Origin of the sequence: Bacteroides sp. ET336, from assembly GCF_024733815.1 — a bacterium.
GTDB classification, from domain to species: Bacteria; Bacteroidota; Bacteroidia; order Bacteroidales; family Bacteroidaceae; genus Phocaeicola; species Phocaeicola cellulolyticus.
Genome location: NZ_JANRHK010000019.1, coordinates 42,251 through 65,690, shown reverse-complemented (window position 1 = coordinate 65,690; position 23,440 = coordinate 42,251). Strand labels below are relative to the sequence as shown.

At 40.7% G+C, this 23,440-nt stretch carries 19 protein-coding genes and 1 pseudogene; 9 read left to right on the top strand and 11 right to left on the bottom strand.

Annotation, left to right across the window (positions count from 1 at the left end; genetic code table 11):
- Nucleotides 1–540: 540 nt before the first annotated feature.
- The 5 genes from NW213_RS14200 to NW213_RS14180 all read left to right on the top strand — a co-directional run bounded on the left by NW213_RS14200 (nucleotide 541) and on the right by NW213_RS14180 (nucleotide 6,057).
- Nucleotides 541–1,827, top strand: coding sequence for a phosphatidylserine/phosphatidylglycerophosphate/cardiolipin synthase family protein (locus NW213_RS14200; RefSeq protein WP_204394346.1), 1,287 nt, complete (start codon nucleotides 541–543; stop codon nucleotides 1,825–1,827).
- Between the two features lie 121 nt (nucleotides 1,828–1,948).
- Nucleotides 1,949–2,902 (top strand): methylenetetrahydrofolate reductase [NAD(P)H], encoded by a 954-nt coding sequence (gene metF, locus NW213_RS14195; protein ID WP_154044956.1) that lies wholly within the window; start codon nucleotides 1,949–1,951, stop codon nucleotides 2,900–2,902.
- A gap of 10 nt (nucleotides 2,903–2,912) precedes the next feature.
- A complete protein-coding gene (locus tag NW213_RS14190; protein WP_154044957.1) occupies nucleotides 2,913–4,067 on the top strand; it encodes a DNA polymerase III subunit in 1,155 nt (384 codons plus the stop codon).
- Nucleotides 4,068–4,115: 48 nt separating this feature from the next.
- Nucleotides 4,116–5,507 (top strand): regulatory iron-sulfur-containing complex subunit RicT, encoded by a 1,392-nt coding sequence (locus NW213_RS14185; protein ID WP_258323165.1) that lies wholly within the window; start codon nucleotides 4,116–4,118, stop codon nucleotides 5,505–5,507.
- 97 nt (nucleotides 5,508–5,604) lie between these two features.
- Complete coding sequence (locus tag NW213_RS14180) at nucleotides 5,605–6,057, top strand: gliding motility lipoprotein GldH (RefSeq protein WP_204394348.1); 453 nt, start codon at nucleotides 5,605–5,607, stop codon at nucleotides 6,055–6,057.
- Between the two features lie 5 nt (nucleotides 6,058–6,062).
- Here NW213_RS14180 and rodA read toward each other — a convergent pair whose 3' ends face one another.
- The 6 genes and pseudogenes from rodA to NW213_RS14150 all read right to left on the bottom strand — a co-directional run.
- Complete coding sequence (gene rodA / locus NW213_RS14175; protein WP_258323168.1) at nucleotides 6,063–7,529, bottom strand: rod shape-determining protein RodA; 1,467 nt, start codon at nucleotides 7,527–7,529, stop codon at nucleotides 6,063–6,065.
- Complete coding sequence (gene mrdA / locus NW213_RS14170; protein ID WP_258323164.1) at nucleotides 7,510–9,360, bottom strand: penicillin-binding protein 2; 1,851 nt, start codon at nucleotides 9,358–9,360, stop codon at nucleotides 7,510–7,512. Before mrdA ends, rodA begins: the two co-directional genes overlap by 20 nt.
- Complete coding sequence (locus NW213_RS14165; protein WP_154044962.1) at nucleotides 9,360–9,863, bottom strand: rod shape-determining protein MreD; 504 nt, start codon at nucleotides 9,861–9,863, stop codon at nucleotides 9,360–9,362. Before NW213_RS14165 ends, mrdA begins: the two co-directional genes overlap by 1 nt.
- Nucleotides 9,864–9,865: 2 nt before the next feature.
- Nucleotides 9,866–10,765 (bottom strand): rod shape-determining protein MreC, encoded by a 900-nt coding sequence (gene mreC / locus NW213_RS14160; RefSeq protein ID WP_258323163.1) that lies wholly within the window; start codon nucleotides 10,763–10,765, stop codon nucleotides 9,866–9,868.
- Between the two features lie 42 nt (nucleotides 10,766–10,807).
- Nucleotides 10,808–11,830, bottom strand: a complete 1,023-nt coding sequence (locus NW213_RS14155) for a rod shape-determining protein (protein WP_154044964.1) — start codon at nucleotides 11,828–11,830, stop codon at nucleotides 10,808–10,810.
- A gap of 108 nt (nucleotides 11,831–11,938) precedes the next feature.
- Nucleotides 11,939–12,523, bottom strand: a pseudogene (locus tag NW213_RS14150) (IMP cyclohydrolase); the annotation flags it as partial.
- Between the two features lie 241 nt (nucleotides 12,524–12,764).
- Between NW213_RS14150 and NW213_RS14145 the strand changes: the two are divergent.
- Nucleotides 12,765–15,059 (top strand): inorganic phosphate transporter, encoded by a 2,295-nt coding sequence (locus NW213_RS14145; protein WP_258323162.1) that lies wholly within the window; start codon nucleotides 12,765–12,767, stop codon nucleotides 15,057–15,059.
- A 72-nt stretch (nucleotides 15,060–15,131) separates the two neighbouring features.
- Here the strand turns inward: NW213_RS14145 and NW213_RS14140 are convergent, their stop codons facing one another.
- The 3 genes from NW213_RS14140 to hflX all read right to left on the bottom strand — a co-directional run bounded on the left by NW213_RS14140 (nucleotide 15,132) and on the right by hflX (nucleotide 19,310).
- Nucleotides 15,132–16,085: a bile acid:sodium symporter family protein gene (locus NW213_RS14140; RefSeq protein ID WP_258323161.1), complete on the bottom strand. Its 954-nt coding sequence runs from the start codon at nucleotides 16,083–16,085 to the stop codon at nucleotides 15,132–15,134.
- A gap of 188 nt (nucleotides 16,086–16,273) precedes the next feature.
- Nucleotides 16,274–17,917: a fumarate hydratase gene (locus tag NW213_RS14135; RefSeq protein ID WP_154044968.1), complete on the bottom strand. Its 1,644-nt coding sequence runs from the start codon at nucleotides 17,915–17,917 to the stop codon at nucleotides 16,274–16,276.
- Between the two features lie 127 nt (nucleotides 17,918–18,044).
- Nucleotides 18,045–19,310, bottom strand: coding sequence for a GTPase HflX (hflX, locus tag NW213_RS14130; protein ID WP_154044969.1), 1,266 nt, complete (start codon nucleotides 19,308–19,310; stop codon nucleotides 18,045–18,047).
- A 178-nt stretch (nucleotides 19,311–19,488) separates the two neighbouring features.
- On the opposite strand from hflX, the gene NW213_RS14125 reads away from it, so the two are divergent.
- Nucleotides 19,489–20,163: a hypothetical protein gene (locus NW213_RS14125; protein ID WP_204393539.1), complete on the top strand. Its 675-nt coding sequence runs from the start codon at nucleotides 19,489–19,491 to the stop codon at nucleotides 20,161–20,163.
- Between the two features lie 150 nt (nucleotides 20,164–20,313).
- On the opposite strand, the gene NW213_RS14120 is transcribed toward NW213_RS14125, so the two are convergent.
- Both NW213_RS14120 and NW213_RS14115 read right to left on the bottom strand, forming a co-directional pair.
- On the bottom strand, nucleotides 20,314–20,913 hold the full coding sequence (locus tag NW213_RS14120; protein WP_258323160.1) for an epoxyqueuosine reductase QueH: 600 nt from the start codon (nucleotides 20,911–20,913) through the stop codon (nucleotides 20,314–20,316).
- Between the two features lie 203 nt (nucleotides 20,914–21,116).
- Nucleotides 21,117–21,623, bottom strand: coding sequence for a GNAT family N-acetyltransferase (locus tag NW213_RS14115; RefSeq protein ID WP_204393514.1), 507 nt, complete (start codon nucleotides 21,621–21,623; stop codon nucleotides 21,117–21,119).
- Between the two features lie 260 nt (nucleotides 21,624–21,883).
- Between NW213_RS14115 and NW213_RS14110 the strand changes: the two genes are divergently transcribed.
- Nucleotides 21,884–22,567 (top strand): hypothetical protein, encoded by a 684-nt coding sequence (locus tag NW213_RS14110; protein ID WP_258323159.1) that lies wholly within the window; start codon nucleotides 21,884–21,886, stop codon nucleotides 22,565–22,567.
- A 6-nt stretch (nucleotides 22,568–22,573) separates the two neighbouring features.
- Nucleotides 22,574–23,437: a DUF4384 domain-containing protein gene (locus NW213_RS14105; RefSeq protein ID WP_258323158.1), complete on the top strand. Its 864-nt coding sequence runs from the start codon at nucleotides 22,574–22,576 to the stop codon at nucleotides 23,435–23,437.
- Nucleotides 23,438–23,440 lie beyond the last annotated feature (3 nt).

The window sequence follows — 23,440 nt, the reverse complement described above, 5'->3', positions numbered from 1 at the left end:
TCAAAAAAAATATCACTTTTGGCGTAATATACTGTAAATCAAAACAAAAGACGTAAGAAATAATTAATCGGCTTTAAAAGCTATATTAATTGGTGAGTTTTATATACATATTTATATATTAATATTGGAATTTTTCAGGTTCAAATTCATAGTTGGCAAGGTTTCTAAACTTTGCAACAAATGAAAATATTGATATCACCCTATTGGAAATACAAAAACGACAGACTTCATAACAAAAAAGAGGACTATAAATACAGACATATAAAACAAGGTCTCTATATCCTCATAATGTAACTTTCAAAGCGTGCGCACATTCCACTTTAAGCGTGCGCCCATTCAATCCTAAACGTGCGCACGTTTCAGGTAAAATGTGCGCACGTTTTTTATGTGGGACAAAAAAGGATAATATTGAATAATACCAACAAGAAAAAATATGCTCATATGTAATATTTTTTAGTCAAAAAACAAGTGAACAGACTTTACTGTTTTGTTATATAATACATAATACTTACTTTTGTGCATTTTTTAGATTGATTTAATATGGCATCCAGATATTTTAATATTCTCATTTTAATTATTATCTGTTGTATATCCAACAATAATGCTTATTGTCAATCTTGCGAGAATGAAGAAGAACATGACGAATATATTCCATCCGATTCTATTTTTGCAAGATATCTACACGGGAGAAACATCCCAATTTACAACAATAACGAAATAGAATTATTACCAAATGGAAGAATTAAATTCGAGAGTCTGTTTGAAGCTATCAGACACGCAAAAAAACACATACACCTGGAATATTTCAATTTCCGAAGCGACTCTATTGCAAAAGAAATATTCACACTCCTGGCAGAAAAAGCTCAGGAAGGAGTAAAAGTAAGGGCTATGTTTGACGATTTCGGCAACCTGTCAAACAACAGGCCACTACGTAAGGAACATCTTAAGATGTTGAATGACAGAGGTATAGAAATCATAAGATTTGACCCGATGAAATTTCCTTACATCAACCATGCATTCAGTAGAGATCATCAGAAAATAGTAATAATAGACGGCAAGACAGGTTATACCGGCGGAATGAACATCGCCGACTATTACATAAACGGACTTCCGGAAATAGGAGCATGGAGGGATATGCACTTGTGCCTGGAAGGTCCTGCTGTAAGCGGACTGCAAAAGGCTTTTCTATATGTATGGAACAAGGAGACCAAACAGAATATAGGTGGAGATACATACTTTCCATATGGAGAAGACAGCACATACACACCCGAACAGCTGGGAAAACAAGTCGCTATAGTACAAAGAGTTCCACACAAATCGCCCGACGCAGTAAGAAGGGCTTATATCGAAGCAATGGATGCGGCAGAACATCACATCCGCATAGTCACACCATATTTTACACCGACTAGAAGTGTAAGGAAAGCAATATACAGAGCATTAAAAAGAGGGATAAGAGTAGAAATAATGCTCTCAGAAAAATGTGATATCTCATTTACGCCTGACGGGGGTTTCTATTATGCCAACAAATTCAGAAAGGCAGGAGCACATATATACCTTTATAAGGGCGGATTTCACCATACTAAAGTAATGACTGTTGATGACAGATTCTGCACGGTTGGAAGTACTAACCTGAACAGCAGAAGCCTGAAATACGACTACGAAATAAACGCTTTCATTTTCGACCTGCAAACCACATGGGAACTGGACGAGATATACAAGAACGACAAGACAAAAAGTGAAATCATGACAAAAGAATATTACAGGAAAAGAGGCGCGTGGAGAAATTTTGTAGGATGGTTTGCCCACCTGTTAACGCCTGTAATTTAAGCGGTAATCATTATTATATAGAAAGGATATTATCAAAATTAGAACATTGATTAAGGTTATGTCCGTTTTTTTTCATAAATTTGTCTCCATTGTAAACAATACATACAAATATAAGAAAAAAATGAGCGTAATAGACCTGATTAATGCTGAAAAAAGTACAGCTTTCTCGTTCGAAATTCTTCCACCACTCAAAGGTACGGGCATCGACAGACTGCTGTCTGACATAGAGACTTTGTTGCCATATAACCCCAAGTATATCAACATTACTACACATCGCAGCGAATATGTGTATATGCCTGAACCTAATGGGATGTTCTGCAGGAAACTGACAAGAAGACGTCCGGGTACGGTTGCAGTGGCTGCTGCCATAAAGGCAAAATACGGAGTGACTGTAGTTCCGCATATGTTATGCAGCGGATATACTCCTGAGGAAACAGAATATACACTTATCGACCTTCAATTCCTGGGTATAACAGACCTCCTTGTCCTGAGAGGCGACAAAGCACCTCATCAAAAGAGCTTTACACCGGAAAACGGCGGACACGCTCATGCCATAGACCTGCAACTGCAAATTAACAAATACAATCAGGGAATATTCTTCGACGGAACAGAAATGGACAAACTTCCACCACAGTTCTGTTATGGTGTGGCATGCTATCCTGAAAAGCATGAGGAATCGCCTAATGCGGAAAGAGACCTGTACTGGCTACAAAAGAAAGTTGAAGCTGGGGCACAATATGCCGTGACACAGATGTTCTTTGACAACAACAAATATTTCGACTTTGTAGAAAAAGCAAGAAATGCAGGAATAAATGTTCCGATAATTCCGGGAATAAAACCTCTGAAGAAACTTACACAATTAAACGTACTCCCGAGAACATTCAAAATAGACTTGCCTGAAGAACTTGCTGCAGAAGTCAGAAAATGTAAATCGGATCAGGACGTAGCAGCACTGGGATGTGAATGGACAATAAAACAATGTAAGGAACTCATGGAACACGGAGTGCCTAGCATACATTTCTACTCGGTAGGCGCTGTGGATTCAATAGCAAAAATAGCAAAAGAAATATACTGATAAACTAAAAATGAACAGCATATATACTAAAAAAACGGAAGGTTTTGACGCAGTGATAGGTCAAGAGGAAGCTGTCCGCATGGTAACACAGACAATACATGCGGGACGACTGCCACACGCCATTATGGTGTGCGGACCATTGGGATGCGGGAAACTGGCTTTCGCCATGGCACTAGCCAAATATGTATGCTGTACGAACCCGACATCGGATAATTCTTGCGGAGAATGTATGTCATGCAGAATGGCCGAAAAGCTGGAACATCCTGACATACATTATGTATTCCCGGTTATCAGAAAAAAAGAAGGATCGTCCATCGTATCCGATGACTGGATTTCGGAATGGCGACAAAGATTAAAACGTTCGCCATATTTCACACTTGCAGACTGGTGTTCAGATATGGGAGATCCAAACAAACAGCCTCTTATTTACACTTCAGAGAGCAACGAAATCCAAAGAAAGCTGTCATTAAAATCCGCAATGGGAGGATATAAGGTAGCAATTATATGGCTACCGGAAAAGATGAATGCGGAATGTGCGAACAAACTGCTGAAATTGGTAGAAGAGCCACCAGAGAAAACACTTTTCATAATGGTGAGCGAGGAACCGGAAAATGTATTGCCTACACTGGCCGGAAGAACACAAAGAATAAATCTTGTTCCTATCGCACAGGATATATTGGCACAATATCTGATTTCTAAATTAGGACTTACCGAGGCCGATGCGAACGATATTGCAAGACTATCAGAAGGAAGTGTACTCCAAGCCATGCAGAACATAAGTCTCAGCGACGAGGAAAAAGCTTGTTTCGACAGTTTTACCACACTGATGAGACAAGCGTGGAGAAGAGACATAAGATCACTAAAAGACTGGAGCGAGCAAATGGCTTCGCGAGGAAGGGAAAGACATAAAATATTCCTGAGATATGCAGCCAGAATGAACAGAGAAAACTTCATGGCAAATTTCAAGAAACCTGACTTGAACTATATGAACCATGAAGAAGCCGCATTCGCAGTAAGGTTTGCACCATTCATTAATGAAAGAAACGTAAATGGTATAGAAGAACTGATAGAAGAAGCAATAGTCCATATAGAACAAAACGTAAATCCCAAAATGGTGTTCTTCGATCTGGCTGTAAGAATGATAGTATTGATAAAAAACAGATAACGAATTACGGACATATAAATATGCTCCGAACTAAATATAATAATAATCATGAATAACGAATATAAACTTAAAAACGGTAGCGGCTGTCTGGCGTGTAGCGGATGCGGACGTCAGGACAACAAGCTGAATACATACGACTGGATGGCTGACATCCCCGGCAATTCCGACGAACAGGACATGGTGGAGGTTCAGTTTAAAAATACGCGCAAAGGATATTACAAGAACAGCAACAAACTGCCACTTGCAAAAGGCGACATCGTAGCTGTAGAAGCAAGTCCTGGACATGATATAGGTACCGTAACATTGACAGGCCGTCTGGTTCCGCTACAGATGAAAAAAGCGAACATACGCCCTGACGCTGAAATAAAAAGAGTATATCGCAAGGCAAAACCGGTGGACATGGAAAAATACGAAGAGGCAAAATCCCGTGAACACCAGACAATGATACGCTCAAGAAAGATAGCAGAAGATCTTGGTTTGAAAATGAAAATAGGCGATGTGGAATATCAGGGCGATGGAAACAAAGCTATTTTCTATTATATAGCCGACGAAAGAGTCGATTTCAGACAGCTTATTAAAGTGCTGGCCGAAGCTTTCAAGGTGCGTATAGAAATGAAACAGATCGGTGCACGTCAGGAGGCCGGAAGAATAGGCGGTATAGGTCCTTGCGGAAGAGAATTATGTTGCGCCACATGGATGACAAGCTTTATCTCAGTATCAACAAGTGCCGCACGCTATCAGGACATTTCATTAAACCCGCAAAAGCTTGCCGGACAGTGTGCCAAACTCAAATGTTGCCTTAACTACGAAGTTGACGCTTATGTGGAATGTCAGAAACGACTGCCAAGCAAGGAAATCGAGCTCGAGACATCAGACTCGACATATTATTATTTCAAAGCCGATATTTTGTCAGGAAACATTACATACAGTACAGACAAGAGTTTCCTTGCAAACGAATGCACCATAAGTGCACGAAGAGCTTTCGAGGTTATAAATATGAATAAGAGAGGAGAAAAACCTGAAAAGCTTGACAGCAGTGAGGTAGCCAAAGAAGACCGCAAGACAAAAGATCTTCTGGAACAAGAGAGCCTTACAAGATTTGACAAGAACAAAACGTCAAAAAACAAAAAGAAGAAAAACAAGAACAACCAGACACCACAACAGGCAACAACAGAACAGCCTAATACAATAAAACAAGATAATAATAAAGCTGTAAAACCACAGCAGCAGAAGCCGCAGCAGGAACAGCCCAAACCCAAGGAAGCGGCAGAACAACCTAAACAAATAGAAAATAAGGGTAAGAACCAGAAAAACAGACACAAGGGAAACAACCCTAACAAACGTCAGCAGAACCCTAACAACCCTGGCGAACAAGCCCCAAAAACAAATGTGCCACGCCAGCCGGAAGTTAAGGTAAACGAAAAGAATTTGCCTAAATAATATTAAAGCAAATGATATAGACACGCAGGCTGATACAGCCTGTGTGTTTTATATTTACATAAAGAAGTCCCCAATTACCATAGTCTGATAGAAAAAGATGAATAAGAAAATATATTATGCAATCGCGATGACAATGTGCTGCATAATCATCTCATGCACAACCGGAACTGTTTATCACCATTATATTCCCATCGAAAACAAATGGATGAAGGCAGATACATTTTTTTTCGCTATGCCTGACAGTATGGAAACCGGTGTGTATAAAACGAAAATAGGAGTCAGACATACAGTTACCTACAAATACAAAGACCTGTGGATTTCAATAGGAAACAATGAAAACAGCAAAACCGATACCGTACACCTGGAACTAGCCAACAAACGTGGAAACTGGAACAGCAACGGAACCGCAAGCGGATACTACCAATATGAAACCCAAGGACCTGACATTTACCATAAACAAGGTCAGGATTCAATAATAAAAATATGGCATATAATGAAAGATGCCAGCATTGAAAACATAACTGATGTAGGTATCAAGATATATCAATAACAGGATTACACATTTGTATTACCGTATCTTGAAGCATCTATACGCAAAAACACAAACAACAGGATAGTAAATCCCCAAAGAGAAGAACCGCCATAACTGAAGAACGGCAAAGGAATACCTATGACAGGAGTAAGCCCCAACACCATACCTACATTTATAAACAGATGGAAAAAGAAAATACTCATCACACTGTATCCGTAAACCCTTGCAAAACGTGTAGGTTGCCGTTCAGCCAGAACCATCAAACGCAAAATCAATATCAGATACAAAATCAGTACGGCAGACGAGCCAATAAAGCCTTGCTCCTCTCCCACCGTACAGAATATAAAGTCTGTATCCTGTTCTGGCACATATTTTAATTTTGTCTGTGTTCCATTTAAAAATCCCTTTCCCAGAATTCCTCCCGAACCGATAGCAATCTTACTCTGGTTTACATTATAACCCGCTCCCGAAGGGTCATCCTTCATTCCAAGCAAGACCTCTATTCTTACCTTCTGATGAGGTTCCAGAACATTGGCAAACACATAGTCAATAGAAAACAAAAAGGCTACCGACCCGATCACAAAGAATGAGATGTAAAGATAACTATATATTCTCTCGCGCAAAAAAGTCACAATGAGAGTCACAAAAAGGACTACCATCATACCTAAGAGCATATATACCAGATTGAAAGGAATGACATAAAAAGAGAACAATATTCCCAAAACTATGGCAGATAAACCCACTACTAAGATAATGTAAGATAATTTTCTGCCAGCCTTACAATATACCCATATCAGTCCTGACGTAAGAATTATTATAAGAGCAAGAACGGCAAACTCTCCCCATGGTGTAACTCCATCAGCCATTGGCAACACCGAAAACCTTATTCCGACTATAAAATACACAACGGCACAAACACCTGTAAACAATATCGCGCCAGGCATACCTTCACGATACAACATCAGAAAGAAAGATAGATAGACCAATGCTGAACCGGTTTCTTTCTGCATTATTATGAGGAACATAGGCAGCAGGATTATGGCAAGAGTAACCATAAGATGCCTTCTGTTTGACAATGAATATGTATATTCTCCCATGAACTTTGCTAGTGCCAACGCTGTACCGAACTTGGCGAACTCGGCAGGCTGAATGCTCACAGGCCCCAATACAATCCAAGATTTTGATCCCTTTATCTCATTCGGATTAAAAATAGTGGCAAAAAGCAACAAAAGCAATATACCGAAAATTAAATAGGCATAAGTATCGAAGAATCTATGATCCAAAGCCAATATGGCAGATGCCAGTCCCAACGAACAAGCTATCCAGACAAGCTGCTTTCCTGAACGCAGCCCGAAGTCGAAAAAGTTAGGATCGCCATAATCATAACTGGCTCCGCAAATACTGAACCATCCGCATATCACCAGCAGAAGATACAAAAATACAGTCCACCAGTCAACGTTCTTAAATATACTATCTTTCCTGTATGCCATAATTAATTCTTCGTTTCTGAATTTCATCAGCCTGCAGCTGACTTTGTGGAGAAAGCTCACCTTTCAGATACTGCTCCATCATAAGTTTCCCGATTGGTACGCCGTAAACAGCTCCAAAACCGCCATTTTCCACATATACGGCTATCGCTATCTTAGGATTATTCATAGGGGCAAATCCCATAAATGCTGAATGGTCTCTACCCTTATTCTGAGCTGTACCGGTCTTTCCGCAAACTTCTATATCAGGCAGATTCGCACCTCTACAAGTACCTCCCAAAACAGCGGCACGCATGCCTTGCACCACTTCATCATAATGCGAACGCTCAACTTTTGTAAAATGTTTATCCGTATATTTTTTATCAAGCGACTCTCCATCAATTTCCTTTACCACGTGTGGAGTTATATAATATCCTCTGTTTGCAATAGTAGCTCCAAGATTTGCTATTTGAAGCGGCGTAAGTGTCACCTCGCCCTGTCCTATGGAAATACTTATGATAGTCAATCCGTTCCAAGATCCGCGATAAGCCTTGTCGTAGAATGCGGCATTAGGAATCATACCTCGCATTTCGCCAGGCAAGTCTATACCGAGAGGATATCCAAAACCCATTGATACCATATAGTCACGCCATGTATTCATGGCATTCTGTACGGAACCATACTTACTGCGGGCACCTATCATATAATATAATCCCCAACAGAAATACGCATTACAAGATGTTGCCAAGGCAGGTATTACCGATAAAGGCGAACCGTGTGAGTGACATCCCACATGCAGACCTCTGAAATTGAAACCATGCGAACAAGGATACTGTGTTTCAGTGTTTATAATTCCTTCCTGGAGGAATGTCAATGCCTGCGAAGTCTTGAATGTAGAACCCGGAGGATATGTTCCCATAATGGCACGGTTGAGCAACGGTTTCCAAGGATCTTTAGACAATTTCAAATGGTTTTCTCCTCTAAACCTTCCTGCCATAAGATGCGGATTATACGATGGAGATGAAACCAGACACAGCACTTCTCCGGTGGATGGTTCGATAGCTACTATACTTCCTATCTTTCCCTCCAAAAGCCTTTCGCCAAGAGCCTGCAACTCTATATCCAGACTTAACTTGAGATTTTTTCCTGCCACAGGAGCTTTGTCAAAACTGCCATTCATGTAATTACCCTGTATTCTTCCATGGGCATCACGAAGCAAAATCTCCACACCCTTTTCTCCCCTCAACTGGGTTTCATACGAGCGTTCTACTCCTAACTTTCCGATAAAATCACCACGCTTGTAATAAGGATCATCTTCTATCTCACCTTTCGAAACTTCGGCTATATCGCCAAGTATATGCGCGCCGCAATCATATCCATACTGCCTTACAGTTCTGGCCTGAATATAAAAACCAGGGAAGTTAAACAGCTTCTCACGAAAAACCGCACAATCCTCGGAAGAAAGCTGTGTAAGCAACACCTGATGGGTGTATCTTGAATATCCCGGATTCAAACGCCTGTCTCTGATATCCTTAAAACGCTTTACAAGGAAATCCTTGGAAACTCCCAATGATGTGGCAAGCTCCAAAGTGTCAAACTTCTCAACCTCCTTCATTACCACAGTAATGTCATAGGCAGGCTGGTTAAAGACCAGCAAACGTCCCTGTCTGTCGTAAATCAAGCCACGTGGAGGATATTTCACACGCTGCAGAAGAGCATTACTGTCAGCATTGCGTTTATAGTCGTCACTCATTATCTGAAGAGTGAACAAGCGTATAATGAAAACAAGGACAATAAGAGTAACTACACCTCCGATAGTATATTTCCTTTTCTCCAGTTGGTAATCCCGTTTCACTATTTTTTCCTCCCTACTAATTCAATTATCATTATCAATGCCACAGTAACAGCCGTATCAGCCAATGTTGCGATAACTATATCCGATATTTTGGCTACAGAAAAAGCATCCACAACATTCAATACGGCAGAGTGCAACAACACAGAAGGAAATACATATCTTAAATAAGGAGCCAAACGCATAGACTTTATTCCGGGAACAAACGAATCCGAACTGTCACGCGAAGTCTGCCATCTGAGCAATGACGGTCTAGCCATTGCAAGCCATAACGAGGCTGTAGCATTGAGTCCCGGAGTATTGCCGAACATATCGACACACAATCCTATAAGAAACGAATAAAACAATAAAGATTTTCTTCCGGTATCAGATGGAAGTTTCAGAATAAACACTACATAAAGTAAAGGTACAGCATAACGAGACACCTGTACCTGACTTATTATCACTCCCTGTATCAAAACAAGGATGACAAACCATTTTATCTTATCTACCCATGCAGCAGTCATATTCAGTATTTTATATCTTTTTCCAGTTCCGATAATTCTTCACGCGGGGGCAGAGCCATAACATACACATCATTAAGTCTGCCAAAATCCGTAAACAGACGTATTCCTAAAGTCAATGACATTTCGTCATCACTTTCATCTTTCGAAGTCACTGTACCGACAGGTATTCCTTCAATAAAGACAGTGCTATGACCACTTGTCACCACAGTATCACCTATTTCGTATTCAGCATGTCGGGGAACATCTGTCATAAAAGCCATAAGAGGGTCCCCTCCCTCCCATTTCAAGAAGCCGAAATAATCTGTACGCGCGATCTTACAACTGATGCTGCTTCCCGAATTTATAACAGGCAGTACCAGAGAATAGTTCTTTGACGTACGGCATACAATACCTACAACTCCCATTCCACTGATAACCCCCATTCCGGTACGCACCCCACTGGATTCCCCCTTGTCGATAGCCAAGTAATTGTCAAGGCGTCTGACACTGACGTTTACCACTCTTGCAGGACAAACCACAAACGACTGATCCATCATCGTAGGCGGTTGCTTTATTACAACCACAGACGAATCTGTCCTTATAACCTCCTGCATACCTTGGATAACTATCAAACTATCCTTGCCATCATTAGCCTCACCTACCAGTTTCTTATAATATTCCAATTCCTGCATAAGCTGAACATTACGTTCAGTAAGATTACGGTTCATCTTTTCAAGACCGAAATAACGTGTCACCTCAGCAGCGACCTTAGTGACAGAAGCCGTCACTTCGGACGCAGAGGTAAACCATACACTCCCTTGAAAACTATTGAACCTGAACAGTAAAATTGCAGCCAACAGTTGGAGCAATATAAACAAAGTCCAATGAGAATATTTTATTAAGAATTCCAGTATATTACGCACAGAATATTATTTAAGCATTCATAAAAGCCAAAACAGAAACTATCAGCGCATCAGGAATGAGAAGCGATCTACATTTTTAAGAGCTATTCCCGTACCCTTTGCTACACTAAGCAACGGATCTTCTGCTACATGGAACTGAATATTTATTTTATCAGTAAGACGCTTTGACAATCCTCTAAGCAAAGCACCGCCTCCTGCAAGATAAATACCGTTGTTTACGATATCAGCATACAATTCAGGAGGAGTATTTTCAAGAGCGCTCAATATAGCAGTTTCAATCTTGGCGATACTCTTTTCAAGACAGTGAGCTATTTCCTGATAACAAACAGGCACCTCCATAGGAAGAGCTGTGATACGATTAGGACCACGGACGATATAATCTTCCGGAGCCTCATCACCAAGATCAGTCAAAGCTGCACCTACGTGTATCTTAATACGCTCAGCCATACGTTCACTGACTTTTACGTTGTGCTGGCGGCTCATATATTCCTGAATATCAGCAGTAAGATCGTCTCCTGCGATACGGATTGAGTTGTTTGACACGATACCTCCCAATGAAATCACGGCAATTTCTGTTGAACCACCACCTATGTCAACAATCATGTTACCTTCAGGAGCCTCAACATCAAGACCTATACCAATAGCAGCAGCCATAGGTTCGAAAAGCAAATATACATCACGTCCGCCGGCATGTTCTGCACTGTCGCGTACGGCACGCAATTCCACTTCAGTAGAACCAGAAGGAACACCGATAACCATTCTCAGAGAAGGAGTGAAAAGTCTTTTTCCCGGGTTAACCTTCTTAATCAGACCGCGCATCATCTGTTCGCAGGCATTAAAGTCGGCAATCACACCGTCGCGCAACGGACGTACTGTACGGATATTAGGATTCTCCTTTTCGTACATCAGTTTTGCACGTTCACCCACCGCGATCATCTTCTCGGTACGTCTGTCGAGAGCCACCACTGAAGGTTCGTCAACAACAATCTTATTATTACTTATAATGATGGTATTGGCTGTGCCAAGGTCCATCGCTATTTCTTGTGTAAAAGAGAATAAACCCATCTTTTAGGTCTTTGTTTATTAATACGGCATAAGGATTAGCACATCATAAACATGACATGCTAACCCTTTAATATAAATTAATCTGAAAAATTACTTAGTATTTTCTGCAAAATAAGCATGAATTGCAGTATCGTAATGAGAAGAAACTCCAAAAGCCTCACGTGCCAAAGCTTTTCTTTCATCACGTGTAGTAACAGCACCTCTTTCGTTCAATATATTCTGAAGTGTAGGATACTGTTCCTTGCTTGCAACAATTACCACATCATTGAAATTCTTTGCAGCTGCACGAATAAGTGAAATACCACCTATATCAATCTTTTCTATAATTTCCTGTTCGCTTGCACCAGATGCAACTGTAGCTTCAAATGGATAAAGATCTACAATAACCAAATCTATTTCCGGTATTTCATACTGTTCAACCTGCTTACGGTCACCTTCCAGTTCTCTACGGCAAAGAATACCTCCAAAGATTTTCGGATGAAGAGTTTTCACTCTACCACCTAAAATAGACGGATAAGTAGTAATATCTTCTACCGCCATACATGGATAACCTAATGATTCGATAAACTGACGTGTTCCACCTGTACTTAGAAACTGTACACCTTCTTCATGCAGTTTGGCAATTATTGCGTCCAAACCGTCTTTGTGATAAACCGAAATAAGAGCGGTTTTAATTTTCTTTGACTCTGACATTGCTATGGTATTTTTAGAATTCGGCTACAAATTTACTAAAATAGACAAATAATCATAGTATATAAATACGAAATATTGTTTTTTTAATGAGAGAAAACATAAATAAATCAAATCAAATAACATATAGAACACTGCATAGTGTATTTTTTTACGACACGGAAATTTGTAACATATTTGTAACATATATTTAGAATTAAATTACCGATATTTGCACCCGAAAAATCAAAGCTTAATTATTTTTATGGAAACTATTTATTTAGGGATTGTAATATTCCTGTTTATGCTGGCAGTTTTCGACCTTATGGTTGGAGTCAGTAACGATGCCGTGAATTTCATGAACTCCGCTGTAGGAGCAAAAGTTGCAAAATTCAAGACAATCATTATCGTAGCTGCAATAGGTGTATTTACAGGAGCTGTGTTAAGTAATGGTATGATGGATATAGCCCGCCATGGTATATTCCAACCAAATAACTTCAGCTTCTACGAAATAATGTGTATCCTGCTTGCCGTAATGGTGACTGATGTGGTACTGCTGGATGTTTTCAACACTTTGGGACTTCCTACATCAACAACAGTATCAATGGTATTCGAACTATTGGGAGGTACTTTGATACTTGCATTACTTAAACTGATTTCCGATGAAAGCGGTCTTACACTCGGCGACTTACTGAACACAGAAAAAGCGTTATCTGTGATTCTTGGTATCTTCCTTTCAGTAGCCATAGCCTTCATAGCCGGAACAGTGGTACAGTATATTTCACGTCTTATATTCAGCTTCAACTATAAAAAGAATCTTTCTTGGACTATTGGTATATTCGGAGGTATAGCCGTAACTTCTCTTTCTTACTTTATTCTTATAAAGGGACTTAAGACTGCTCCTTTCATTACTCCTGAAGTAATGGCATGGGTGGACGCGAACACAGCGGTGCTGGTGACTGGATGTTTCGTATTCTTCACTATTTTTATGCAAATCCTACACTGGTGCAAAGTCAATGTACTGAAAATCATCGTTCTTCTTGGTACATTCTCACTGGCTCTTGCATTTGCAGGTAACGACCTTGTAAACTTTATCGGTGTTCCTTTGGCCGGTTATTCAGCTTATACAGACTTCGTCGCAAACTCTAACGGTGCAGGTGTGGATGGTTTCATGATGGAATCGCTCATGTCGTCGGCAAAAACTCCACTGATATTCCTTGTAGCTTCCGGTATCGTAATGGTGTATGCACTTGCCACATCGAAAAAAGCTAAAAACGTAATCAAGACTTCAGTCGATCTTGCCCGTCAGGAAGAAGGTGACGAGATGTTCGGTTCATCAGGTCTTGCCCGCACAATCGTACGTCGTGCAACAAGCATAAACGAATTCCTGGTGAGAGTAATTCCTGCTAACGTAAGAAACTGGATTAACAGCCGATTCAACAAGGATGAAGCAATTCTTGAAAACGGTGCCGCATTCGACCTTATCCGTGCAGCCGTGAACCTTGTTCTTTCCGGTTTACTCATCATCATGGGTACAACAATGAAACTTCCTCTTTCTACCACATACGTTACATTTATCGTGGCTATGGGTACATCATTGTCCGACCGCGCATGGGGACGTGAAAGCGCAGTCTATCGTATCACCGGTATGCTTTCAGTAATTGGCGGATGGTTTATCACTGCATTCGTTGCCTTTACAGCATGTGCCCTTGTAACTGTAATAATGTTCTACACCAACATAGTAGGTATGGTTGCGTTCATCGCTTTGGCTGTATTCCTCCTTGTACGCAGCAACATTATGTACAGCAAGAAAGAAAAAGCTGAAAAACAGGACGACCTGTTCAAGCGTATGATGGCAAGCAAAGACAAGAACGAAACACTTGCATTGCTCCGCGAACACGTACAGGAAACTCTTACACACTACATCGATTTCAGTAAGGATGCATATATTAAGATGACAGACGGTTTCATAAACGAGGATTTGAAGAAACTGAAAAAATCGCTTAACGAGACTGACGAGCAGCGTAAACTCCTGAAAAAACGCCGTCGCAAGGAAATACTTGGTTTAAGACGTATTCCAATCACCATAGCAATAGAAAAGAATACATGGTTCCACCTTGGAACAAACAGCTGCGAAGAAATGCTATACTGCTTGAAGCGTATCTGTGAACCATGTAAGGAACATGTTGACAACAACTTCAACCCAGTTCCTAAAGATGATGTCGCAGAGTTCTTGCCTATCAGAGAAGAATTGTGTGAGTTGATGGATCGTACACGCAATGCCATTATAGCCAACAACTACTCTGAAGCAGATGATATCCTGAAAAAAGGTGATGACCTTAAAAACAAGATTTCAGCTCTTCGCAAACATCAGATGAACCACATGCAGGAAGCTGACAACAGAAGCCTTAAAGCATCAATGGTATATCTGAACATATTGCAGGAAACACAGGAATTGGTTAGTGTATGGAGACACTTGCTGCGTGCCAGCCGATTCTTCCAGGGAGACTATGTTCCACAGGAAATACCACAAATGGGTATTATGGACAGTAAGGCATAAAAGTATTAGCTGATAAACACACAATTATAGTAAACGGCTGCATCAGATTTAATTCCGGTGCAGCCGTTGTTTTTATTTTTCCTCTTCCTTACGTTTAAGGTAAAGCTGATAAGAATTGAATACATTATGCCATACACTGTAGAAACCGGCAGCAACGGCAGTAACAGGAGTAAAGAAAGTGTATCCCATCCAAATGGCCAATACTGTATTTTTCTGTCCCAACGCCTGCCCGGCACTAATAGTATCGTCATATTTGCGGCCTACTCTCTTCCCTATATAGAATTGAAGGAAACAGGCTATACACGAAATAAAAGCCAAACCTACCTGATACCATATAGACACGTCACTATGGACTATACTCTTCACTGTTACGGCAATGGCAAGAGTCAGCGCCACAGCCCATAGATAAAATGACAATCCGTGATACTTTCCTATAAACGCATGAAGTTTAGGCGAAAGATAACGCAAAAGGACTGCCAGAATAAACGGACACAGTAACAGAGGAAATACCTTTCCAAGAATCATCAGGAATGAAGAAAGGAATCCTACTCCTTCCTGCGGATGTATGACGGGAACCACCAGCGGAACAAGAAAAGCTGTCACGAGGTTTATCAGAATTGTATATGATGTAAGATGTGCAGCACTGCCTCCCAGTTTTCCGGTCACTACTGCTGCAGCCGTAGCCGTAGGACAGATAAGACACAACATAGCTCCCTCAATCAATATTCTGGAGTGCATATCAGGGAATATATACAGAATTCCGGCCATGAGAATGAACGAAAGGCTTTGTATGAGAAGCAACACGGCATGCCATCTGCAAGGCTTGAGCTCACTCACATCAACCTTACAGAATGTGAGAAAAAGCATCAGAAAAATAAGCAAAGGCTGCAATACAGCCACAGCATGTTCCACAAACGGTTTTGTCGGCTCCAGGAAAGGTATGTTCACATATACAAAATAAAGTATTACCCCCATCGCCATAGCTATCGGTAAAGTCCAGTTCTTAATAAATTGAATGATATGCATGAGTTTGTGAGTTTGTAAGTTTGTGAGTTTGTGAGTTTGTAAGTTTGTGAGTTTGTGAGTTTGTAAGCATCGACTAACTTAAGAACTTAAAAACCTAAAAACTCATAATTTAGATAAAAGAAACGCCGGACTTGCAATCCGGCGAATTCTTGTCAACTCGTTAACTTGTTAACTCGTCAACTAAAATATTATTTGCAGTTTCCTGCGCAACGAGGCTTAATCTGCTTGAAGAAATCGTTTCCTTTGTTATCAACGAGGATAAATGCTGGGAAATCTTCAACTTCAATCTTCCAGATAGCTTCCATACCAAGTTCAGGATATTCCACACACTCGATGCTCTTGATGTTGTTCTGGGCAAGGATAGCTGCAGGACCACCGATAGAACCAAGATAGAAACCACCGTGCTTCTTACAAGCGTCTGTCACGGCCTGGCTACGGTTACCTTTAGCAAGCATAATCATGCTGCCTCCGTGGCTCTGGAACAGATCAACGTATGGGTCCATACGTCCGGCTGTTGTAGGTCCCATAGAACCACAAGCCATACCTGCCGGAGTCTTGGCTGGACCGGCATAATAGATAGGATGATCCTTGATATACTGTGGAAGGTCTTCACCGCGGTCAAGACGTTCTTTCAGTTTAGCGTGAGCGATATCACGGCCTACGATGATAGTACCGTTCAAAGAAAGGCGTGTAGCTACAGGATACTTGTCAAGTTCTGCAAGGATTTCCGGCATAGGACGGTTCAAGTCAATCTTCACTGCGTTACCTTCGCCAGCCTGACGCAATTCTTCAGGAATCAGTTCGCCTGGGTTTGAATCAAGTTTTTCAATCCAGATACCGTCTTTGTTGATCTTACAACGGATGTTACGGTCAGCTGAGCAAGAAACGCCAAGACCTACAGGGCAAGATGCTCCGTGGCGTGGCAAACGGATGATACGTACATCGTGTGCATAGTATTTACCACCGAACTGTGCACCCAAACCGATACGGTGAGCTTCTTCCAATACCTGTTTTTCAAGTTCCACGTCGCGGAAAGCGCGTCCGTATTCGTTACCTGTAGTAGGCAGGTTATCGTAGAAACGAGTAGAAGCAAGTTTCACTGTCAGCAAGTTCTTTTCAGCTGAAGTACCACCGATTACGAATGCGATGTGATATGGAGGACAAGCTGCTGTACCCAAAGTCTTCATCTTTTCTACAAGGAAAGGAACAAGAGTAGCAGGATTAAGGATAGCCTTAGTTTCCTGATAGAGGTAAGTCTTGTTGGCAGAACCACCACCCTTAGTCACGCAGAGGAATTCATATTCCATACCCTGTGTAGCTTCGATATCAATCTGAGCAGGCAGGTTGCAACGTGTATTCACTTCTTCGTACATTGTAAGAGGAGCGTTCTGTGAATAGCGCAGGTTCTCTTCAGTATATGTCTTGTAAACACCAAGTGACAAAGCCTCTTCGTCGCAGTATCCAGTCCATACCTGCTGTCCTTTTTCACCATGGATGATAGCAGTACCTGTATCCTGGCAGAAAGGAAGTACTCCCTTGGCTGCAACTTCAGCGTTACGAAGGAATGTCAAAGCTACGTATTTATCGTTGTCGCTGGCTTCCGGGTCAGTAAGGATTTTTGCAACCTGTTCGTTGTGCGAACGGCGAAGCATAAAAGATACATCGCGGAAAGCCGCATTAGCCATAGCTGTCAAACCTTCTTTTTCAATCTTCAAGATAGGTTTACCTTCAAACTCGCTTACTGAAACATAGTCCTTAGTAAGCAGATAATACTCTGTATTGTCATGTCCGTGTTCGAACATTGGCTGATACTTAAATTCTGGTGTTGCCATATTATTTTAAGTTTTTGAGTTATTGAGTTTCTAGTTATTAGTATGCTTTCTTATTTCAGTTGACGAGTTAACAAGTTGACGAGTTAACAAGGCTACCTTCCGGATGGAGACCTTGTCAACTTGTAACTTAAGCCTCGTCGCCTAAATCGTATGTCTGATAGAGGAAGTCGTTATAAGGATACTTCTGAACATGCAGTTCGCGTACCTTCTTGTACAGCATATTCTTGAAATCCTCCAGGTTCGACTTGTCCTTGGCAGAGATAAAGATACAGTTGTCGTCCATCTTTGCCATCCATGTATTCATCAGTTCCTCCAGCGTAATGTTTTCCTTCGTCTTCGGAGTCAGGTCATCCTCTGCTTTTTCCACATAGCTGTAAGCATCAATCTTGTTGAATACTATCATACTCTGCTTTCCTCCGGCACCTATATCTGATATGGTTTTCTCCACAACCTGTATCTGTTCTTCAAAATCAGGATGTGAGATATCTACCACGTGTACCAGAAGGTCTGCCTCGCGCACCTCGTCCAGAGTCGATTTGAATGACTCAACAAGGTCGGTAGGCAACTTACGGATAAATCCTACAGTATCGGAAAGCAGGAAAGGAAGATTTTCAATGATAACCTTTCTCACGGTAGTGTCAAGTGTAGCAAACAGTTTGTTTTCTGCAAACACTTCACTCTTTGCAAGAAGGTTCATTATTGTTGATTTTCCTACGTTAGTATATCCCACGAGCGCCACACGTATCATGCGTCCGCGGTTCTTTCGCTGTGTAGATTTCTGAGTGTCTATTTCTGCAAGTCTCTGTTTGAGCAACGCCATACGGTTAAGGATGATACGGCGGTCCATTTCCAGCTGTGTTTCACCCGGACCACGAAGTCCCACAGAACCTTTACCACCTCCGGCTCCGGAACCACCACCCTGACGTTCAAGGTGTGTCCACAGACGTTGCAGTCTTGGCAACATATATTTATACTGTGCCAACTCTACCTGAGTCTTGGCGTTTGCGGTCTGTGCCCTCATGGCAAATATATCAAGAATAAGCGAAGTACGGTCAAGAATCTTCACCTTCAGTTCGTTTTCAATGTTTCTGAGCTGTTTGGCGGAAAGTTCGTCATCGAATATCACCATACCTATCTCCGTTTCCTCGTCCTCGTTCATCTGCAGAAGATAATCCTTTATCTCCTGAAGTTTTCCCTTACCCACGTATGTCACGGAGTTTGGAGTATCAAGCTTCTGAGTGAAACGTGTCACGACTTCTGCACCGGCAGTCTCTGCCAGGAATGCCAATTCGTCAAGATATTCATTTGTCTTTCTTTCGTTCTGGTTTTGGGTTATCAGACCCACCAATACAGCCTTCTCGGTCTGTGCTTCGGATATTACAAATTCTTTCATTAATGATATATGTATATTCTGGATGCAAACTTAACTAAAAATCTCCGTTTATTTTCATTATAAAGATAAAATAACGCATCATTAAGCTGTTATTTTTTCATTCTCCCTTTTTATTCTATATCTTTTTTATTATCTTTATACCACAACAAACGTTTTAAAGCCTTAAATTATGAACAACATTTCCGATATTACAATCCTTGTGGCAGTCCTTGCATTAGCATTATGGCCGGCAATAATAGTTTACCTTTCATGGCGAAGGGAAAAGAAGATAATAAGCAGTTTTAAAGAAGGATTTCCCGCTGCCGATACACCTAAAATATCTACAGAGGAACTTATTGTCTCCACACTGAAAAAAATGGGATGCAACCCCGAGAAGAATGAAGACGGCAATATAGGCTTCATGTATCAGGGTGACGATTTCTACCTGTCGTTCCAGGATGAAGTTCCTTTTGTCATGATATGGTATCCGTGGTGGGGAACAATTAATGCCGACAATCCTGTTCTGCCGTATCTGAAAGAAGTCATCAATGCAGTGAACATAAGCTCGTTCATCACTACGGTTTTCATGGCCGAGAATGAAGGCGATAAAGAAATCGGTATCCACTCGCACTGCCATACATTCTTTACAGAAAGTGTTCTGGAGCCCGAAGAACATCTGAAACTGATACTCGACAGTTTCTTTGACACTAGAAACGCGATAAAAGAGAACATAGACAAACTAGGCTCTGCCATTTCCGAAGAAGACGAAGGTACGAAGAAGGAAAGGGTAATAGTGAAAGGATTCTCGGCTTACAAGGAAAATTCCAAACCGATTGAGAAAAAAGAAATAAAAGAAGAGGAAAAACAGCAATAAAGAACATGTCTTGATTTAGATACAAAATGTCCTTTTTATCCGGTTTTATGTCTCAAAAAAAACGTGCGCACATTTAATGTAAAACGTGCGCACGCTTTGATTCGAATGGACGCACGCTTTAAGTGAAACGTGCGCACGCCCGAAAGACAGTCATAAAACCTTATTATCCGAAGGCTTACGCATGCTGAATTCACATCCGCAATACTGCTGATTATAAAAATTATATTCCTTTATTATGGCAATACGGCGCTCACTCAAACCGCCCTTACGCCAGTTCTGTTCCCACCAAATGACATCCTGATATGGCTCAACGGCATAGTGTCCGGCCTCGTTTATCTGTTCTAGGCCTTTCCATCGTGATGAAGCCAAAGTTGTGGTTATAACGGTAAACCCGTGTTCGTGTGCATAACGTGCCGTATCACGCAGGCGCATTTTGAAACAGCGAAGGCAGCGTCCTCCCCTCTCAGGCTCATTCTCCATACCTTTTATACATTCCAGCCACTGCGGATGATCATAATCTGCATCTATTATATCGAGTCCCAACGACTTGGCATATCTTGTACATTCATCCTTGCGGATATTATACTCCTCAAGAGGATAAATGTTGGGATTGCAATAATATATGGTAGGACGCACTCCGTGCTGCATCAGACATTCTATTATTGCTGAAGAACATGGAGCACAACAGGTGTGAAGCAGAACCTTGTCCGCTCCTCCCGGCACCTCTATCTGAAACTTGTTTTTCTTCATAACCCGTTATTTACTAAAGTTTCGCAAGTGCGAAACTTATGGTATAAAAGTAATAAAGAAGGTATCAGTCCACCTAAAGGTGAACTTTAGTATGTAAAGTTCAATAGTCAGTGAGTTGATTATAGAATACAGTTTGGCATTTAAGCTTTACCTTCAAAGTCAACTTGTTGACTGATAATACTTTATTACTTGAGAAACTTGAATTATTTATTATTGGTGTTCCTCTGATATGCTATCCGCGGTGTTCCGTTTGCAACATAAATTATTCCGCACCTCACAAAACCATTCTTCTCAAGAAGATGCTGCATTACCTTGTTATCATGATGAGTATCAACACGCAGACATGGGGAGATTAAAGAGCTCCACTCTATACACATTGACGCTATACCCTTGACACTACCGTCCGATGCCAGACGATGTATGACATAATACGGTTCATTGTCAGGCCACTCACCATCTTCTATATAGGAGTATGTAGGATCGGGACCCTTGATAAGACAGAACGTGGCAACTATATTTCCGTTTTCCTTATTTATACAGACGAAACAATGTCCGTCTGCTATTTCCTTAGAGATAAATTCCTCTTGCGGATAACCGTTTATCCACTGATTTGGATTTCCGGAAGATTTCATAAACTCTCTGGCTATGGAAAATATCTGCATCAGCCTGTCAATATCTGCAGTAACGGCTTTTCTTATTTCTATATTCATTATATCAGGATAAATTACGGATGCAAAATTAGCACTTTAATACATATTTACCTCATATATTTATCAACTATTTATTCAGTTCTTCTCCGGAAAAACTTTTAGCAAAAATAACTTTTCAGACACCATAAATAAAAAAAAACATAAAGAAATTTCAAATTACATATTTTTACGTTTAGACAAATCGTTTTTGACATCTTTTATTATTTTTGCGACCGAAAGAGTTTATCTACATGTATTTTACACATTTAAAAACTACCATTATGAAAAAAAATGTATTCTTTTGTCTAATCGGTCTTATGTTCCTTTCATTAAATTTCGCATTTGCACAAGAAAAAAGTGCTAAAGAAATAATGGAAGAAAGAAAGGAAATTGCAAAATTATCAAAAAAGGCATTAACTGAAAAAGCTTCAAAAGATGCAAGAAAAGAAGCTAAAAGACTAAAAAAACAAGGCTGGCAGATAGCTCCAGGAGCACTTCCACTTGACAAACAACTTGACAAATCATACTTAATGCAATATGAGTATGACGAAAACGGATACCAGAAATACCTCATGGGAGAAGCTATCAGTACAGGTGAAAACTACGACGGTGCCAAAATGCAGGCATTGGAACTTGCCAAACAAAATCTTGCTGCACAGGTTCAGACTGAAATTACAGCTCTCGTAGAAAATCAGGTTGCAAACTCACAATTATCCGCAGAAGATGCAGCAACTGTTACAAAAAGTATCATGTCAAGCAAGAACCTTATATCTCAAAGCATAGGAAGAACCATCACAGTGATGGAAGTATTCCGTACTTTGGACAACAAGAACAAAGAAGTACTTATCAGAATCGCATACAATAGTGCAATGGCTAAGCAGGTCGCTAAAAACGCTGTAAGAAAATCTCTTGAAAGCGAAGCTGAAGATTTGAGTAAAGACCTTGACAAACTGCTTAACTGGTAATTTATAATGAGAAAGTTCCTTTCAATATTTATATTGCTATTTATACCGTGTACTTTTTTTGCCCAAAAAACAAAAAAAGTATGCGGTGAATATATCTATTACGTTCCATCAAACCAGTCTCTTGAACAGGCCAAAAACATAGCTTTGGACAGAGCCAAACTACAGGCACTGGCAGATGAATTCGGAACTATAGTAAGTCAGACAAATTCAACAGTCATAACAAACGAGAATGGTAAGACAGACAACCGTTTTTTCTCTCTGAGCGGAAGCGAAGTAAAAGGAGAATGGATTGAAAACGACGGCGACCCACAGTATGAAATAACTTACGAACAGAATATGCTCGTAGTGAAATGTAATGTATGTGGCAGGGCCAGGGAGATAAAAAACTCATCCATCGATTTCAAGGCCATGATCCTAAGAAATGGTACAAGCGAAAGATTCATAAGCAAGGAATTTCATGACAACGACTATATGTACCTTCTTTTTCAGGCACCCGTCGATGGATATGTAGCAGCATATCTAATAGACGAGACACCAACTGCGTTCTGTCTGTTACCATATCAGAATGACAGCGACGGACAGCAAAAGGTTATACACGGTCAGCAGTATGTTTTCTTCTCGCCTGAAATGGCAAAAGAAGAGATAAACCTGGTAGATCAGTATTCACTGGCTTGTTCCGGAACAGTAGAGCATAACCAAATATATGTAATATTCTCACCTACTCCTTTTGTAAAAGCAGTTGACAATATAGGCGGGAAATATATGCCAAGACAGCTGGACTATATGAAATTCAAAGAATGGCTGTCCAATTGCAAAAAACTGGATCCTAAAATGAGTGTAAAGATATTACATATGGAAATCAGACCTTAACAT

Coding starts and splice junctions, on each gene's coding strand:
- NW213_RS14200 (WP_204394346.1), top strand. CDS start 541: ATGGCATCCAGATATTTTAATATTCTCATTTTAATTATTATCTGTTGT.
- metF (WP_154044956.1), top strand. CDS start 1,949: ATGAGCGTAATAGACCTGATTAATGCTGAAAAAAGTACAGCTTTCTCG.
- NW213_RS14190 (WP_154044957.1), top strand. CDS start 2,913: ATGAACAGCATATATACTAAAAAAACGGAAGGTTTTGACGCAGTGATA.
- NW213_RS14185 (WP_258323165.1), top strand. CDS start 4,116: ATGAATAACGAATATAAACTTAAAAACGGTAGCGGCTGTCTGGCGTGT.
- NW213_RS14180 (WP_204394348.1), top strand. CDS start 5,605: ATGAATAAGAAAATATATTATGCAATCGCGATGACAATGTGCTGCATA.
- rodA (WP_258323168.1), bottom strand. CDS start 7,529: ATGGCATACAGGAAAGATAGTATATTTAAGAACGTTGACTGGTGGACT.
- NW213_RS14165 (WP_154044962.1), bottom strand. CDS start 9,863: ATGACTGCTGCATGGGTAGATAAGATAAAATGGTTTGTCATCCTTGTT.
- NW213_RS14155 (WP_154044964.1), bottom strand. CDS start 11,830: ATGGGTTTATTCTCTTTTACACAAGAAATAGCGATGGACCTTGGCACA.
- NW213_RS14145 (WP_258323162.1), top strand. CDS start 12,765: ATGGAAACTATTTATTTAGGGATTGTAATATTCCTGTTTATGCTGGCA.
- NW213_RS14140 (WP_258323161.1), bottom strand. CDS start 16,085: ATGCATATCATTCAATTTATTAAGAACTGGACTTTACCGATAGCTATG.
- NW213_RS14135 (WP_154044968.1), bottom strand. CDS start 17,917: ATGGCAACACCAGAATTTAAGTATCAGCCAATGTTCGAACACGGACAT.
- hflX (WP_154044969.1), bottom strand. CDS start 19,310: ATGAAAGAATTTGTAATATCCGAAGCACAGACCGAGAAGGCTGTATTG.
- NW213_RS14120 (WP_258323160.1), bottom strand. CDS start 20,913: ATGAAGAAAAACAAGTTTCAGATAGAGGTGCCGGGAGGAGCGGACAAG.
- NW213_RS14115 (WP_204393514.1), bottom strand. CDS start 21,623: ATGAATATAGAAATAAGAAAAGCCGTTACTGCAGATATTGACAGGCTG.
- NW213_RS14110 (WP_258323159.1), top strand. CDS start 21,884: ATGAAAAAAAATGTATTCTTTTGTCTAATCGGTCTTATGTTCCTTTCA.
- NW213_RS14105 (WP_258323158.1), top strand. CDS start 22,574: ATGAGAAAGTTCCTTTCAATATTTATATTGCTATTTATACCGTGTACT.